This is a genomic window from Nonomuraea sp. NPDC001636 (assembly GCF_040298265.1).
Taxonomy (GTDB): domain Bacteria; phylum Actinomycetota; class Actinomycetes; order Streptosporangiales; family Streptosporangiaceae; genus Nonomuraea.
Genome location: NZ_JBEOZT010000008.1, coordinates 127132 through 142688, shown reverse-complemented (window position 1 = coordinate 142688; position 15557 = coordinate 127132). Strand labels below are relative to the sequence as shown.

Below are 15557 nucleotides of genomic sequence, written 5' to 3'. Positions count from 1 at the left end.
GCGGCCGTCCGGCCAGCGGGCTGACGAATCCGATCAATCGTGCTCAGCGCAGCAGCAGCGACAGCACGTCCTTGCCGAGCTCCTCCAGGACGTCGGCGGCGAGCCGGTACCGCACGAAGCGTCCCTGACGGGCCGTGGTGGCCAGTCCCGCCGCGGTCAGGGCGCGCAGGTGCCGGTTCACCTGGGTCGGGTCGACGTTCCACAACATCGCGATCTCGCCGGCCGTCCGCGGTTCGGTGGCGATCGCCCGGGCGACCTCCAGGCGGCCCTGGTGGGCGAGGGCCTCCAGCCGTCGCCGCACCACGGCGGCGGAGGGCACGGGGAGGCCGGCGTCGACGGGGTGGAGGAGAAGGAGCGGCCGGCCGGGAACGTCGGCCACGTACAGGTGGGGACGGATGAAGGTGCTGGGCGCGACGACCAGCCCGCGCCGGGACACGTCATGACGGGCGGCCTGGATCTTGGCGATGCGTACGGCCACCCCGGCCGGAGCGAGCTCCATCGAGGGGTCGAGGGCGGCGAGCGCGGGGCCGGGCCCCTGCCGGGAGGCCAGGTCGGCGAAGCGTCGCGCCCGCCCGGCCAGCACCGGCCGGATCCGGGTCCACTCGGCCTCGAACCACTCCTGCCGGCTGCGACGCAGGAACGAGACGAAATCCGCGGCCGCCTCCCGCGGCCGCTGGACGAGCGCTTCGACGCGGGCCGCCACCGCCGGATCTCGCGCGCGCGACCACTGGAGCGCCACCTGCCGGTCGCCCGAGGGAGCGATCGGCCGCAGCAACTGACCTGCCAGCTCCTGGGCGGGCATGGCACGCAGCTGTTCGAGCCGGTCGTCGAAGCTCTCCGCCGGGGGCTCGGGGGTGACGAACGGCGTCGCCCTGATGGCCTGCGCCGTCCACCACCACGATCGGGTCCAGGCCGCCAGGTCAGGGCTCATCGCCGTGAGGATCTTCGCCGCCCAGTCCTCCAGGCCGTGGTGACCGGGGTCGCGCAGGACATGCAGCGCCGAGCCGAACTCGGTCATCGCCGATACCGCCGGCAGCAGGGACCCCGCCTGCATGCACCGGTCGAGGCCAGTGATCACTGTGGGCATGGGACCGATCCCATCATCCCCGCACCGTGTCCGGTCACGCAGCCGGGGCCCGGCCGAGGAGGCACGGCTCAGGCCCCACGGAGGCCGGCGAACTGCGGGCCAGTCGGCCGTGAGCGTCGGGGTGCGCGCAGCGATCACCAGGGTGGATATCCGGATCCTTATGATCCTGGCTCTCATATCGCTATTGGACATGCCGCTGCCGCCTCTGGTCTTCTGGTCGCGCTCAGGAAGATCCGGATCGAGATCGGGGAGTCGGGATGAGAGACGTTCCTTACGGAGGGCTGCGTGCCAGGCTCGGCGCCTCCGTGCTGGCGACCTCCACGGCGATGGCGGCCGTCGTCGGGCTGGCGGGCTCGGCGGGGGCCGACACGCGCTCGGCGTCCGCCGGTGCGGCCGCGCAGCCGGAGAGCGGGACGGCCGGCGTCAAGAAGCGACTGCGCGCGCTGGAGGACTCCTACCAGGGACGCATCGGGGCCTACGCGATCGACACCGGCACCGGGAAGACCGTCTCCTACCGCGGCGGCGAACGGTTCGCCAGCGCCTCCACCTTCAAGGCCATCCTGTGCGGCGCCATCCTGAACAAGGCCCGCACGACCGATCCCGGCCTGCTAGACCGCACGCTGCACTGGACGGCCGAGGACGTGGTCGCGAACTCGCCGATCAGCGGACTGCCGGAGAACGTCAGGAACGGCATGACCGCGGACCGGCTGTGCCACGCGGCCGTCACCGTCAGCGACAACACCGCGGCGAACGTGCTGCTCAAGCAGATCGGCGGACCCGCGGGGCTGACCCGCTACTACCGCTCGCTCGGGGACCCGGTCGGGCGGCTCGACCGCTGGGAGCCGGAACTCAACGACTGGCAGCCGGGCGAGAAGCGCGACACCGTCAAGCCCGCGTTCATGGCCCGCGACCTGCAGAAGCTCAGCCTGGGCGGCGCGCTCGTCCCCGAGGACCGGCAGCGGCTGAACGACTGGCTGCGGGCGAGCGTCACCGGCGCCGAGCGCATCCGCGCCGGGGTGCCGCGGGACTGGATCGTCGGCGACAAGACCGGGGGCGGCATCGGCGCGTACGCGCCGGGCAACGACATCGCCGTCGCCTGGCCGCCCTCCGGCGCGCCGGTGATCATCGCGATCTACACCAATCGCACCGACCCGGCCGCGACCATGGACAACAGCGTGATCGCCAAGGCGGCCACCGTGCTGGTGCGCGGGCTCGGCCTCGCCGAGTAGCGTGAACGTGGCTGGTCGGTCCGGGCTGCTCCGGTAGTGACGGCCTGGCGGTAATTGCCTCGCGCAGGAGCCGTCCCGTGATCTACCCTCGCGGCCATGACGTCATCCGATGCGTCCGAAGGCTCCCGGACCGCTCCCGACGGTGCCGGGCTGGTGATCCGGCGAGAGACCGCCGACGATCACCAGGACGTCCGGGAGGTCCACACACGCGCCTTCGGTGACGGCGAGCGGGTTCCCGGGCTCGTGGAGGCGCTGCGCGTCGCGGAGGCCCCGCTGGCGCCGATGTCCTTCGTCGCCACCGTCGATGCCCGGGTCGTGGGGCATGTCCTGCTGAGTGCCGGCCGGTTGGACGCTCCGCGCCGGATCGTGGACGTCCTGTCCCTGTCGCCGCTGGGCGTGGTCCCGGAGTTCCAGCGCCAGGGGATCGGCACCCGGCTCATCGCGCACGCCCTCGACGCGGCCGACAGCCAGGGCGTGCCGTTGGTGTTCCTGGAGGGTTCGCCGCGTTACTACGGCACGCGCGGCTTCGAGGGTGCCGTCGCAGCGGGCTTCCGTTCGCCGTCGCTGCGTATCCCTGAAGCCGCGTTCCAGGTCGCCCGGCTGTCCGCGCACGAGCCGTGGATGACGGGCACGTTCGTCTACTCAGAGACCTTCTGGGCCCTCGACTGCGTCGGCCTGCGCGACCCCGAGGGCTGAGGGCCCGGTCGAAGCCGCACGGAATCCGGCGCGGGCGTCGCAGGCAACCTTGTGCGGCGCTCACGCGTATGGGGTGGGGACATCACTTCCCGACCTCTGGAGGCAAGACATGAAGCTCGCGACCGCACGGGTCCGGCCGCTGATCGCCGTCGGCACCGGTCTGGCCGCCGTGGGCGTCGCCGCCCTGCTGGGCCCGCCGAGTGTGGTGAAGGCATCGCGGACACAGCTCGCGGCCGCCGCGTCGGCTCCGGCGGAAGGCGCCTACTGGCATACGAGGGTACTGTCCCAGCGCACCGGTCCGCGCCAGATGGGCAGCGGCGCGAATCGCTACTGGGTGGTGGAGCAGGAGCTCATCGAGGACTGGACCGCGCCCGACGGCAAGGCGTGGCTCGGATACCGGAAGGCGGGGGCGTACCCGAAGAGTGCGGCGGACCGGAAGGCGTGGCGCCGCGACGGTTCGCCGGCCAAGTGGACCCGCACGGCCGACGGCCAGGTCGTGAAGCTGTCCACCGAGCCGGACAAGGGCCACGTCGTGCCCGTGCGCGGCAACAACGACAAGTTCTCTCTGGCCGGGCAGTGGCTGACGTACGACGAGGTCCAGCGGCTGCCCGCGGACCCGAACGGCCTGAAGTCCTGGCTCTCCGAGGCCGGGCGGGTCTCACGGGTCAAGCAGAACGACATGGACCAGTTCGTCACCGGGGCGCTGCCGGAGATGCTTTATCGGCTTCCGGCGCCCAAGAACGTCCGCGCCGCGGCCTACCAGGTCCTGCTGACGATGCCCGCGGTCCGTTCGCAGGGACAGTCCAAGGACGGCATGGGCAGGGCCGGCGCGGCGCTGTCGATCGACCATCCGGAGGTCGTGCAGAAGAACGGACTGACGATCAAGGAGCAGACCGGCCTGATCGTGGACACCGGCACGATGCTGCTGCTGTCCAAGAGCCTGACGACCGCGATCAGTGGCAAGTTGTCCCTCAACGAGGCCACGACCGACACCATGCTCGAGGTCGGCTGGACCAACACCGCGCCCGCCGTGCCCGCCGTGCCGTAGCGGCGCGCGCCTTCAGGAGCCGCGGCGCAGCTCCAGGAGCCCTTCGGCGATCCTTCCGACGCCCTCGGCGATCACGGGTTCGTCGGCGGTGAGGCTGATCCGGAAGCACCGCCTGGCGTGGGCCGCGGCCGCGGCGTCCGGCGTCGGGGTCGCGAAGAAGTGGCGGCCGGGGACGACGAAGACCTTCTTGGTCTTCATCAGCCGGTACAGGGCCATGTCGTCGAACCAGTCGTGATCGATCCACAACCAGCAGAACATGCCGCCCTCCCCGGCGTGCAGCCGCCAGGTGACGGACTCGGGCAGGAGGTCGGCCAGCAGGCGCTCGGCGTACAGGCGGCGGGCTCGGTAGAACGGGTTGATCACCGTGGCGGCGAGCCGGTCCAGCAGCCCCGAGGCCAGCGCCCTGGCCGCCACCCGCTGCATGAGCTGCGGCGCGTGCAGGACGGAGTTGGCCATGAACGACACCATCGCGCGGACGTACCGGGACGGCCCGATCGCGAATCCGACGCGTTCTGCGGGCATGCCCGCCTTGGACAGGGTGAAGCAGTTGATCAGGTGGTCGTCCCACTGCGGGGCCACCCGGGAGGCGGCGACGCGGGGGAAGGGGGCGCCGTAGGCGTGGTCGACGATCAGCGGCACGTCACGCCGCCGGGCCACGTCGAGCAGCCGGGCGAGCTCGTCGCCGTCGATGCTGCGGCCGGTCGGGTTGCTGGGGCTGGACAGCAGCAGCATGCCGACCTCGGGGCAGCGTTCCACCGCCTCGAAGTCGAAGGCGTAGCGGAAGGACCTGTCGCCGGTCAGCTCGATCTCGGGGGCGATGCCGGTCACGCCGTCGGGGTCAGTGGACAGGCCCAGGTAGCCGGGGTAGTCGGGGGTCATGGGCAGGACCACGCGCTGGAACGAGCCGTCGGCGGTCTGGCCGGAGAACAGCGCGGTGGCGATGAAGAAGAGCATCTGGCTGCCCGGTCCCACCACGACGTTGTCGGCCGTGATGCCCCAGCCGTACCGGGCGTTGAAGGAGGTGACGATCTCCTCGACCAGGGTGGGCATGCCGCGCGAGGGCCCGTAGCGGCTGCTGGTCGCGGCGAAGTCCTCGGCCACGACGGTCGCGGTCAGGTCCCGCCAGGCGTCGATGACCTCTTTGATCTGGGCGGGGTTGCCGATGCTCAGGTTCAGCCAGTCGGACGCGCCCGAGGCGGTGGAGGTCGCGACGTCCTCCATGATGCTCCGCAGGCCCGACATGTCAGACATCTTCTGGCCGCTCCGCGATAACTTCATTCTTGCGTGTCCCTTCTCGGATCTGGCCCGCCGCCGGCACACACCCGCGGTTTGTCGTGATCAAGCGAGTCCACCGCATTAGTCGTCGCCGCACAAGACGGTGACGACGTGCGCCGGCACGGGCGGAGCGCGCCGCCGGGCGTCGCGCACGAAGATCCAGGCCGCGGGGCGGAGAGCCGCGCCTCCGAGAAGGGATCGCCGGGATCAGGGCCGGGGCTCGTACGGGTCGGCGGCCGCCGCGGCCCAGTACTGGCCGATGCTCTCCTCCATCAGGCGGGCGGCGAACACGGCGTCGTCCGCGCTCTGTCCGCGCCGCAGGCCGTGCTCGGCCACCGTCAGCGCCTGCCGTTCGAGCTCGTCGGACTGCCCGCCGCCGTAGTAGACGACGAACTCCTCCGGCACGTCGAGCCCGGTCTTGGACAGGCGGGCGAGCATCTCGTCGCTGTCGGGGAAGTAGCGGACCATGTCCCAGTACAGGGCGAGCGCGGCGTCGGCCTGGGTGCCGAGGAGGCCGAGCCAGCCCCACGTCCCGGCCACCTGGTAGGCGGCGGGGTCGGCCGGCCAGCGGTGCAGGCGTTCCTCGTCGAGGTCCAGGGCGGCCATCACCTTGCGCAGCTTGGGCCGGGCACGGTGGATCAGGCCGAGCATGCCGTCGAAGAACTCGACCGCGAGCGGGTGCGGGTCGCGGGCGATCAGCGTGGCGAACGCCGTGATCTCGGCGGGGTGGCACTTGTGGGTCACGCCCACGAGCTGCCTGACGTGGTCCATCGTGAGCGTCCCGGCGTCCAGGCGGTCGAGGAACCGGTTGCGCACGGGGTTGTCGTCGCGCATCTGCCGCAGCCGCCGTACGGCCTGGCCCGCCAGGGGGGTCGGCTCGAAGTCGGTGTACATGGTTCTCCCCTCGTCGATGGGACGTGCGTCTGCCTCCCTCCTGCCAACCCGGCCTGACGTGCGGCTGATGGTGCTGTGACAGGGCTCTGACGTGCGCGGCGGTCGCCGTGTGCCCCCGTGGAGGGCCGGGTAGGGGCGGCGCCCGGCCCGCGGATTCCGCGAGCAGGCGATCGGACGAGCAAGCCGGCACGATCACGCGAGCAGACGCTCACGCGACCACCTGACCAGTCGAACGGGAGCTCCCAGTGACACGACGACCGCAGGAAGGGATCGAGGCGTTCCTGGCAGAAGTGGGCGGCGACGCCTCCCCGGGACTGCACGAGACGACCGTGGAACGGCCGATCCCCGTTCCGCCGGACGCGGCGCCGGAGCCGGCGGTCCTCCTCGTGGCGGGCCTCGCCGCCCTGCTGTCCCTGTACGGCGCGGACGGCGGCGTGCGGCTCGCCCTGCACCGCCCCGGCGACGGCCCGCCGCGGACGATCGAGGTGCGGGTCGGGGTGGACGTCCCGTTCTCCCGGCTGTGCCGGGAGGTGTCGGAGTGCCCCGCGCTCTCCCCGCCGCCCGGCACCCTCACGGTACGGACGGCCGGCCCCGGCCGGAACGCATCGGGCCCGCTGCACGTGCGCCTGGCCCTGGAGGACGGACGGCCACGGGCCTGGCTGGGCGTGTCCGGCCCCCGCCCGGCCACGGAACGCGTCGGACAGCTGACCGGCCACCTGGGCGCGCTGCTGGACACGGTGGCCGGATCGCCGGACCTGCGGCTGGGCGACCTCGACCTCGTGCCCCGCCCGGATCCGGCTCCGGCGGCGCGGGCGGCGTCCGGCGCGACCGTCCACGGCCTCGTCCGGGCACGGGCCGAGGCACAGCCGGACGCGGTGGCGGTCGTCGGGGACGGCGAGCGCGTCACGTACGGCGAGCTGTGGCGACGGGCCACCCGGATCGCGGGCGGTCTGGCCGCGATGGGGGTCCGCCCGGGAGATCCCGTCGCCCTCAGGCTGCCGCCCGCCCCCGCCACCGTGGAGGCCATCCTCGGCACGCTCCTGGCGGGCGCCTGGTACGTCCCGATCGATCCCCGCCATCCCGGCTCCCGGGCCTCGTTCATCCTCCAGGACAGCCGCAGCCGGCTCCTGGTCGAGGAGACCCCGTCCGGGGAGAACAGCGCCGTCACGCTCGACGCCCTCCGTGCGGCGGCCGGGCCGTCCGGGAACGGGAACGGCCCGCTCGCGGAGCTCCCGGGATCGTCGCCCGCCTACTGCCTGTACACCTCGGGCACGACGGGGCAGCCGAAGGGCGTCCTGGTCACCCATGCCAACGTGGTGTCCCGGATCTCGGGCCCGCACTTCCCCTTCGACTTCTCACCGCGCGACGTGTGGGCGCAGTTCCACTCCTGCGCCTTCGACATGTCGGTCTGGGAGATCTTCTGCTGCCTGGCCACCGGCGGCCGGCTGGTCGTCATGCCGGACGGGGACGTCCAGAACCCCTGGGCGCTGCGCGAGACGCTGCTGCGCGAGCGCGTCACCGTCCTCAACCAGACGCCGTCGGCCTTCGCCCGGCTCGTCGCCGTGGACGACGCCGACCCCAAGCCGCTGCCGGACCTGAGGTGCGTGCTGTTCGGCGGCGAGCGGCTGGACCCGCCCCGGTTGCGCGACTGGCGCCGCCGCCATCAGGGCGTGCGGCTGGTCAACCTGTACGGGATCACCGAGGCCACCGTCCACGCCACGATCCACGAGGTGACCGCCGAGGACTGCGAACGGGACGTCAGCCCGATCGGCCACCCCCTCCCGCACACCAGCGTGCACCTGGTGGACCCGCGTACCGGACGGCGGCTCGTCCCGGAGGGCGCGACCGGCGAGATGTGGCTCGGCGGAGCGGGCGTCGCCGCGGGGTACCTGCGCCGGCCGGAGCTGGACCGGGAACGGTTCGTGCGGGACGCGTTCGGCGCGGACGTGCTCCTGCGGACCGGCGACCTGGCCCGCCTCGGCCCCGACGGCGGCCTGCTCTACCTGCGCCGCGTGGACGACCAGTTCCAGTGGCACGGCTACCGGATCGAACCGGGCGAGATCGCCGCCCGGCTCCGCGAGCACCCCGGCGTCGGCGACGCGGCCGTGCTGCTGGAGGGCGGCTCCGAGGGCAGGATCGCGGCCTACCTGGTGCTCTCGGGCGCGCCGCCGACGCCCGACGAGCTGGCCGGCCACCTGGCCGAACGGCTGCCGCCGTACATGATCCCGCACGCCTACGCCACCGTGCCCGGCCTGCCCCTGACCGTCAACGGCAAGCTCGACGTCGAGGCGCTCGCCGAGAACGCCGCCGACCTGCGCAAGACGGGCGCGGACGAGTCGCCGGCCTCGGCCACCCAGCGGCAGATCCACCTGGCCGACCGCCTGCTGCCCGGCTCCTACCAGGAAACCGTCGCCTGGCGCGCGGCCGGGCGGCTGGACGACGGCGCGCTGCGCCGGGCCGCGGCCGAGCTGACCGGGCGGCACGAGGTCCTCCGCACCCGCTTCTGCTCCGGCGAGCACGGGCTGCGCCAGCTCGTCGGCGAACCCTGGCAGCCGGACGTGGACGTGCGGGAGATCCGGGCGCGGGAGGTGTCCCCGGACGACGTCGCGCGGTGGGTGGCCGGGGCTCCCGCTCTGGACCCGGCCGCGGGACGGCTGCTGCACCTGGCCGTCCTGCGGCCCGCCGCCGGGGACGACGTGCTGGTGCTGCGCCAGCACCACCTGGTCACCGACGGGGGGTCGGTGCGCGTCCTCATGCGCGACCTCGGCCGCTGCTACGCGGCCGCGCTGGCGGGCGCCGCACCGCCGCCGTGGGAGGGGCCGCAGTTCCGCGACGTCGCGGCGGCCGAGCTCGCCGGGGACGACGAGGCCGCGCTCGCCCGTGCCGGACGGCGCCTCGCCGGCGCGCCGAGCACGATCCTGCGGCCGTCCGCACATCCCGGCGCGGAGCCCGTCACGGTTCCGCTGCCGCCGGTGGGAGGTGAGGAGCTGCGCGCCGCCGGGCGGCGGCTGCGGGCCACCCCGTTCACGGTGGTGGCCGGCGCCGTGGCCGCCGCTCTGCACCGCTGGACCGGACGCGACGACGTCACCTTCGGCGTGCCCGCCGAGAACCGGGCCGATCCCGCGCTCGCCGAGGCCGTCGGGCCGTGCGTCAACCTGGTGGTCCTGCGGTCCCGCACCGGGCCGGCCGGCACGCCGGACGAGCTGGTCGCCGTCCTGCGTGACCAGATCGCCGAAGCCGTCGACGACCAGCACGTGCCCTACGAGCGGGTCGTGGCCCGGCTGCGGCCGGCCCGGCGGCTGGACGCGGCGCCGTTCTGCGAGGTCCTGCTCGCCTTCGAGACCGGCGACGCCGGCGAGCCGGCCGAGCTGGGCGGGCGCCCGTTGACCAGGCTGCGCTTCCCGGAGATCCGGCCGCATGCCGCCCACCCCGTCATGATCACGGTCTGGGCGGCCGCGGACGGCGGCCTGGACGGGACGATCACGTGCCGGGGCGGCCTGCTGGACGAAGGCGACGCGGCCCGCCTGGCGCGGCTCGTCGCCGCGGCCCTGGACGACCTCGCCCGGGGCCGGACCACGCCGCTGAGACCCGGCGACCCGCCGGCGGCCGCCCCGCCACGGGCGGACGCGGCAGGCGCCGGCCTCTCGGGCGGGCCGGCGGCGGCGCTGGAGGAGCACGTCCTGGGCGTGTGGCGGGAGGTGTTGCGCCGGCCGCAGATCGGCGTGGACGACAACTTCTTCGAGGCCGGCGGCGACTCCGGCCTGCTCACCCGCGTCCAGGTACGGCTGGAGGACGAACTCGGCGCCGAGGTGCCCGTGACGGTCTTCTTCGCCTGCCCGACCGTGCGCTCCCTAGCCGCCCGCCTGGCCGCGGACGGCGTGGCGGCGGCCGTCGGAGGAGGCGGGCATGCCTGACCTGATCGCCGTCGTGGGCATGGCCTGCCGCTTCCCCGGCGCGGCGGACGTGCGGCAGTTCTGGCACAACCTGCGCACCGGCGCCGACACGATCGAGCGCCGCCCGGCCCCGCGCGGCGGCGCGGACCCGTCCGGCGAGGGGTTCGTCGCGGCGTACGGCGTCATGCCGGGGGCGGCCCTGTTCGACTGGCGCTCCTTCGGCTACAGCCGGGCCGAGGCCGCGTCCATGGATCCGCAGCAGCGGGTGTTCCTGGAGACGGCCTCGCTCGCGCTCGACGACGCCGCCCTCGACCCGGACCGCTTCGACGGCGCGATCGGCGTCTTCGGCGGCTGCGACCCTCCCCTGGTCAAGGACGGCGCTCCGGAGACCGCCTGGGACAAGGACATGCTGGCCACCCGGGTCGCCTACAAACTCGGCCTGCGCGGGCCGGCGATCACGGTGCAGTCGGCGTGCTCGACCTCGCTGCTGGCCGTGCACCTGGCGTGCCGGAGCCTGCGCGACGGCGAGTGCGACGTGGCGCTGGCCGGGGGCGTGCGCATCGGCGTCCATCCGGCGGGCGGCTACCGGCACGCCGAGGGCGACGTGCTCTCGCCCGACGGCTACTGCCGGCCCTTCGACGCCGGAGCCGGCGGCACCGTGCCCGCCGACGGCGTGGGCGTCGTGGTGCTGAGGCGGCTGGAGGACGCCCTGCGCGAGCGGCACGAGATCGTCGCCGTCGTCCGCGGGTCGGCGGTCAACAACGACGGCGCCCGCAAGGTGGGCTTCACCGCTCCGTCCGTGCAGGGGCAGCGGGACGTGACGGCGCGCGCCCTCGACGCGGCGGGCGTCGATCCGGCCGAGGTGTCCTACGTCGAGGCGCACGGCACCGGGACCCGGCTCGGCGACCCCGTCGAGGTGGCGGCCCTGACCGAGGCGTTCCGCGCGCACACCGGGCGGACCGGGTTCTGCGGCCTCGGCTCGGTCAAGGGCAACATCGGGCACACGGGCGCGGCGAGCGGCGTCGCGGGCCTCATCAAGACCGCGCTGATGCTCCGGCACGCGGAGATCGTCCCGAACGCGCACTTCGAGCGCCCCAACCCGGACCTGGGCCTGGACGGCGGCCCCTTCCACGTCGTGACGGAGCGGCGGCCGTGGCCCGGCCCCGCGCTGGCCGGGGTGAGCTCGCTCGGCATGGGCGGGACCAACGTCCACGTCGTGCTCGCCTCGCCGCCGGCGCCGACGGCGGGCACGCCCCGTCCCGGGCCGCGGGTGCTGTGCCTGTCGGCGCACAGCGGGACTTCGCTGTCCGCCTACCGCAAGGACCTCGCCGACCGGCTCGGCGCCGCGGACGCCCCCTCGTTGCCGGACGCCGCCCGCACGCTGAGCCTCGGCCGCCGCGAACTGCCCCTGCGGCGGGCGGTGGTGGCCGAGACCCCGGAGGCGGCCGTCCGCGAGCTGGCCAGGGAGACCACTCCGCTGCGGGCGCGGGACGCCGGGCGGGTCGCGCTGCTGTTCCCCGGCCAGGGCGGTCCGCGGGCCGGCGGCGCCGCCGAGGCGCTGCGCGCCTGCCTGCCGGCCGTGCGGGAGGCCGACGCGCGTGCCCGGCCCGTCCTCGCGGAGCGGCTCGGGCTCGACCCGGACGTCCTGGGCCGGGACGGCGGCGACGACACGCTCGTCCAGCAGGTGAACCTGTTCGTGCTCGGCTACGGGATCGCGCGCCAGCTCGTGGACTGGGGCCTGCGGCCGGTCGCCGCGCTGGGCTCCAGCCTGGGCGAGTACACCGCGGTGGCCGCCGCCGGGCTGTGGACGTTCGAGGACGCCCTCGTCCTGGTGGCGGAGCGCGCGACCGCGATGCGCGCCTGCCCGCCCGGCCGGATGCTGGCCGTCGATCTGCCGCTCGACCGGGTGGCGGAGGCGGTGCCCGGCTTCGGGCGGGACACCAGCCTGTCGGTGGCGGTCGAGGACGTCGGCCGCACGGTCCTGGCCGGCCCGCGCGAACGTATCGAGCGGCTGCGCGCGGAGCTGGCGGCCGCCGGAGTGGCCCACGCGCCGCTGCGTACGGGCCACGCCTTCCATTCCCCGTCCATGCGCGCGGCCGCCGACGCGCTGTCGCGGGCCGTGGCCAGGACGCCCGTGCGGGGCGGCCTCGACTTCACCGTGCTGTCCGGCCTCACCGGCGAGCCCCTGGACGCCGGGACCGCGGCCGATCCCGGCTACTGGGTGGCGCAGCTGTGCGGCACCGTCCGGATGCGCGCCTGCGTGGGCAACCTGCTGTCCGGCCCGGCCGAACTGTTCGCCGAACTGGGCGCGGGGACCGCGACGACGGCCTCCCTGCGGCGCCATCCGTTCTGGAACGCGGATCTCGCGGCCGTCGCCCTCCCCGGCCGCCACGGCACGGACCGGACCGGCGTGCTCGACGCGCTCGGCTCCCTGTGGGCCCACGGCACCCCCGTGAACTGGCCGGACGTGGACGCCTCCGACCAGGACGCCCCCGACCGGGACGCCCCCGACCGGGACGACGCCGGGGCCTGGCGGCGACGCTCGCTCCCGGCTCCGCCGTTCGACCCGGTCACGCCGGACGACGCCACCCCGCTCCCACCGCCCCCGGCCTCCCACGACCGGCCGGACGCCTCCCGCACGTCCTTGGAGGACCTGTGGCGGGACGCGCTCGGCGTGGACGCGGTCTCCCCCGAGGACGACTTCTACCGGCTGGGCGGCGAGTCCCTGGGCCTGGTCCGGCTGGCCGCCGCCGCGCGGGAGCGGCTGGGGGCCGAGATCCCGGTCGGCGTCCTCGCCGAACGCCCCACCTTCGGCCACCTGCTCGACCTCGCCGAACGCCCCAGCTCCGGGCAGCTGATCGACCTCGCCGACCGGCCCTCCCCCGGCGACGGGCCGGACGCCGGGCCCACGCTCCTCGCCCGGGGCACGTCGCCCGACCCGATCTTCCTGGTGCCGCCCGCGTCGGGCAGCTCGCTCGCCTACCGGCCGCTGGCCGGCGCCCTGACCGGCCGGACCTGCCACGCCTTCGACACCCCCGGGCTCGTCGCCGGGACCCGCCACCCCGGCACGGTCGAGGCCCTGGCCGCCGGCCACGTACGACAGCTCCGGCGGGTACGGCCGGACGGGCGGCCCGTCATCCTGCTCGGCTGGTCGATGGGGGCGGTCGTGGCCCACGAGATGGCCAGGCAACTGACCCGGGACGGCGACCCGGTCGCCCTCCTGATCTGCGTGGACGGGCATCCGCCACCAGGGCCCGGCATCCCCGTGGGCGCCCACCCCCGCCACCTGGCCGACGCGCTGACCCACCTGCGCCACCTGCGCCGTGCCCGCCGCAGCCCCGGCGGAGCCGCCACCGAGGCCGCCACCGTGACCACCACCGAGGCCACTTCCGAGGCCGACACCGAGGCCGGGCGGCGCATCGCCGGGCTCGTCGAGGCGTCCGGCGACGGGTTCGACCTCGCGGGGGTCTACCGCCGCAACCTGCGCGCGCTCCTCCTCCACCGCCCCCGCCCGGCGCCCTGCCCGGCGGTCGTCCTGCGGGCCGGCGCCTCGCCGCGCCGCTGCCGGTGGCTGGAACGGTGGCTCTCGTCCCTGTACCCGGCCGGCGTACGGGTGCGGCCGATCCCCGGCGACCACTGGAGCGTGCTGACCGACGAGGGGGCCGCCGCGATCGCCCGCGCCGTACAGGACGTCCTGCCCCCGACCACCCGAGAGGTGAGCCACCCATGAACGTGACCGTGCCCGACATGGTGTCGCGGATCGCCGCCGCCCATCCCGGCCGCGTCGCGATCGAGGACGACCGCGGCGGCCTCACGTACGGCGAGCTGCTCAGGCGCGCCGTCAGCGGCGCCGCGGCCCTGGACCGGGCGGGACCGCCGGGCGCGCCGGTCTGCGTGCGCCTGCCGCGCGGGCGCGACTTCGTGGTCGCCGCGCTGGCGGCCATGTTGTCCGGCCGCCCGTACGCGCCCATGGACGCGGCGCTCCCCCGGCGGCGGCAACAGGCCCTCCTCGACCAGATGGGGCCGGGCACGATCCTGGTGTCCGGCCGCTCCGGCCGCACGCCCGGTGAGCTCGACCGGGGCGGGACGGAGTTCCGGCGGGCCCCGGCCCTGGCCGCCTACATCGTGCACACCTCGGGGACCACCGGGACGCCCAAGGGGGTCCTGGTCGGCCACGAGAGCCTGGCCAACCTGGTCTCCTGGCACCACCGCACCTACCGGACGGGCCCGCACACCCGTCAGCTGCACACCGCCGGCCTGGGGTTCGACGCGGCCGTATGGGAGATCTGGCCCTGTCTGTGCGCCGGAGGCACGCTCGTGGTGGCTCCCGACGAGGTGCGGGTCTCGCCCGTGGAGCTGGTCGAGTTCGGCCGCGAGCGGGCGATCGACATCCTGTTCGCCCCCACCCCGCTCGCCGAGATGATCGTCGAACTGGACGCCGACGACGACATCCCCTGGCGCACGATGCTCACCGGCGGTGACGCGCTGCGCCTGCGCCGGCTCCCCCGGGGCTGGAACCTGGTCAACCACTACGGGCCCGCCGAGGCGACCGTCTGCGCCACCTGGCACCCCGTCGGACGGGTGCCGGACTCGGGTCTGCCGCCCATCGGCCGGCCGATCGACGGCGCCCGCGTCGTCCTGGTGGACCCGCGGGGGCGGCCCGTGCCGGCCGGGAGCACCGGGGAGGTCCACATCGGCGGCACGGTGCTCGCGCTCGGCTACCATCGCAGGCCCGAGGAGACCGCCCGCCGCTTCGTCACCCTGCCCGGCCTGCCCGGCCGCTGGTACCGGACGGGCGACCTGGCCGCCGCGAACGCCCGCGGCGAGCTGGAGTTCCAGGGGCGGATGGACGACGGTCAGCTCCAGGTGCGCGGGGTGCGCGTCGAGGCCGCCGAGATCGAGGCCGCGCTGCTGCGCCATCCGCGCGTCCGCCAGGCGGCCGTCGCCACCGTCGGCGACACGCGGGCCCTCGGCGCGCTCGTCGTGGTGTCCGGGCCGTGCCCCACCGTGGGGGAACTGCGGCGTTTCATGTCGGCGGACCTGCCGGAGAGCGCCATCCCCACCCGGGTCGTGCCCGGTCCGGGGATCCCGTTGACGCCCAACGGCAAGATCGACCGGCCCGGAGTACGGCGCCGGCTGGCGCAGGAGCAGAAGAGGAGCGGGCGATGACCATCCCCCTGACCGGCATGGTGGAGATCTGGCGTGAGGTCCTCATGGTGGACGACGTCGGCCCCCGGTCCGACTTCTTCGACCTCGGCGGCCACTCGCTGGCGGCCACCCGCATCGTCCAGCGGGTCGAGGAGGTGTGCGGCGTCCGTCTTCCGGTGTCCGCCGTCCAGGACCATCCGACGCCCGAGGCCCTGACCGCCCTCGTCGCCGGCCCGCGGGGTACGGGCCGGGGTCGGTGATGCGGGCGGGCAGGGCCTGGTGCCGGG

At 74.9% G+C, this 15557-nt stretch carries 10 protein-coding genes; 7 read left to right on the top strand and 3 right to left on the bottom strand.

Annotated features, from left to right (window positions below):
* Window positions 1-43: 43 nt before the first annotated feature.
* Complete coding sequence (locus tag ABT158_RS17980; protein ID WP_352354520.1) at window positions 44-1087, bottom strand: ArsR/SmtB family transcription factor; 1044 nt, start codon at window positions 1085-1087, stop codon at window positions 44-46.
* Between the two features lie 257 nt (window positions 1088-1344).
* Here ABT158_RS17980 and bla point away from each other — a divergent pair, with 257 nt between their 5' ends.
* From bla to ABT158_RS17965, 3 genes are all read left to right on the top strand, one after another.
* Window positions 1345-2316 carry a class A beta-lactamase gene (gene bla / locus ABT158_RS17975; protein WP_352354518.1) on the top strand — a complete coding sequence of 324 codons (972 nt, stop codon included), beginning with the start codon at window positions 1345-1347 and terminating at the stop codon, window positions 2314-2316.
* A gap of 96 nt (window positions 2317-2412) precedes the next feature.
* A complete protein-coding gene (locus tag ABT158_RS17970; RefSeq protein WP_352354516.1) occupies window positions 2413-3012 on the top strand; it encodes a GNAT family N-acetyltransferase in 600 nt (199 codons plus the stop codon).
* Between the two features lie 109 nt (window positions 3013-3121).
* Window positions 3122-4060: a hypothetical protein gene (locus ABT158_RS17965; protein WP_352354514.1), complete on the top strand. Its 939-nt coding sequence runs from the start codon at window positions 3122-3124 to the stop codon at window positions 4058-4060.
* A gap of 12 nt (window positions 4061-4072) precedes the next feature.
* Here ABT158_RS17965 and ABT158_RS17960 read toward each other — a convergent pair whose 3' ends face one another.
* On the bottom strand, window positions 4073-5338 hold the full coding sequence (locus ABT158_RS17960; RefSeq protein ID WP_352354512.1) for a valine--pyruvate transaminase: 1266 nt from the start codon (window positions 5336-5338) through the stop codon (window positions 4073-4075).
* A 204-nt stretch (window positions 5339-5542) separates the two neighbouring features.
* A complete protein-coding gene (locus ABT158_RS17955) occupies window positions 5543-6229 on the bottom strand; it encodes a hypothetical protein (protein WP_352354510.1) in 687 nt (228 codons plus the stop codon).
* A 245-nt stretch (window positions 6230-6474) separates the two neighbouring features.
* Here ABT158_RS17955 and ABT158_RS17950 point away from each other — a divergent pair, with 245 nt between their 5' ends.
* The 4 genes from ABT158_RS17950 to ABT158_RS17935 are packed head-to-tail and all read left to right on the top strand — an operon-like array spanning window position 6475 to window position 15530.
* Window positions 6475-10143, top strand: coding sequence for a non-ribosomal peptide synthetase (locus tag ABT158_RS17950; protein WP_352354508.1), 3669 nt, complete (start codon window positions 6475-6477; stop codon window positions 10141-10143).
* Window positions 10136-13852, top strand: coding sequence for a type I polyketide synthase (locus ABT158_RS17945; RefSeq protein WP_352354506.1), 3717 nt, complete (start codon window positions 10136-10138; stop codon window positions 13850-13852). The genes ABT158_RS17950 and ABT158_RS17945 overlap by 8 nt, the downstream gene beginning before the upstream one ends.
* Complete coding sequence (locus tag ABT158_RS17940; RefSeq protein WP_352354504.1) at window positions 13849-15291, top strand: amino acid adenylation domain-containing protein; 1443 nt, start codon at window positions 13849-13851, stop codon at window positions 15289-15291. Before ABT158_RS17945 ends, ABT158_RS17940 begins: the two co-directional genes overlap by 4 nt.
* The gene (locus tag ABT158_RS17935) at window positions 15288-15530 is read left to right on the top strand and encodes an acyl carrier protein (RefSeq protein ID WP_352354502.1); all 243 of its coding nucleotides are present in this window, start codon (window positions 15288-15290) and stop codon (window positions 15528-15530) included. Before ABT158_RS17940 ends, ABT158_RS17935 begins: the two co-directional genes overlap by 4 nt.
* Window positions 15531-15557: the final 27 nt, after the last annotated feature.

What these genes read in the sequence shown, in the direction of transcription:
- ABT158_RS17980 (WP_352354520.1), bottom strand. Translation starts at nt 1,087, where the DNA reads ATGCCCACAGTGATCACTGGCCTCGACCGGTGCATGCAGGCGGGGTCC.
- bla (WP_352354518.1), top strand. Translation starts at nt 1,345, where the DNA reads ATGAGAGACGTTCCTTACGGAGGGCTGCGTGCCAGGCTCGGCGCCTCC.
- ABT158_RS17970 (WP_352354516.1), top strand. Translation starts at nt 2,413, where the DNA reads ATGACGTCATCCGATGCGTCCGAAGGCTCCCGGACCGCTCCCGACGGT.
- ABT158_RS17965 (WP_352354514.1), top strand. Translation starts at nt 3,122, where the DNA reads ATGAAGCTCGCGACCGCACGGGTCCGGCCGCTGATCGCCGTCGGCACC.
- ABT158_RS17960 (WP_352354512.1), bottom strand. Translation starts at nt 5,338, where the DNA reads ATGAAGTTATCGCGGAGCGGCCAGAAGATGTCTGACATGTCGGGCCTG.
- ABT158_RS17955 (WP_352354510.1), bottom strand. Translation starts at nt 6,229, where the DNA reads ATGTACACCGACTTCGAGCCGACCCCCCTGGCGGGCCAGGCCGTACGG.
- ABT158_RS17945 (WP_352354506.1), top strand. Translation starts at nt 10,136, where the DNA reads ATGCCTGACCTGATCGCCGTCGTGGGCATGGCCTGCCGCTTCCCCGGC.
- ABT158_RS17940 (WP_352354504.1), top strand. Translation starts at nt 13,849, where the DNA reads ATGAACGTGACCGTGCCCGACATGGTGTCGCGGATCGCCGCCGCCCAT.
- ABT158_RS17935 (WP_352354502.1), top strand. Translation starts at nt 15,288, where the DNA reads ATGACCATCCCCCTGACCGGCATGGTGGAGATCTGGCGTGAGGTCCTC.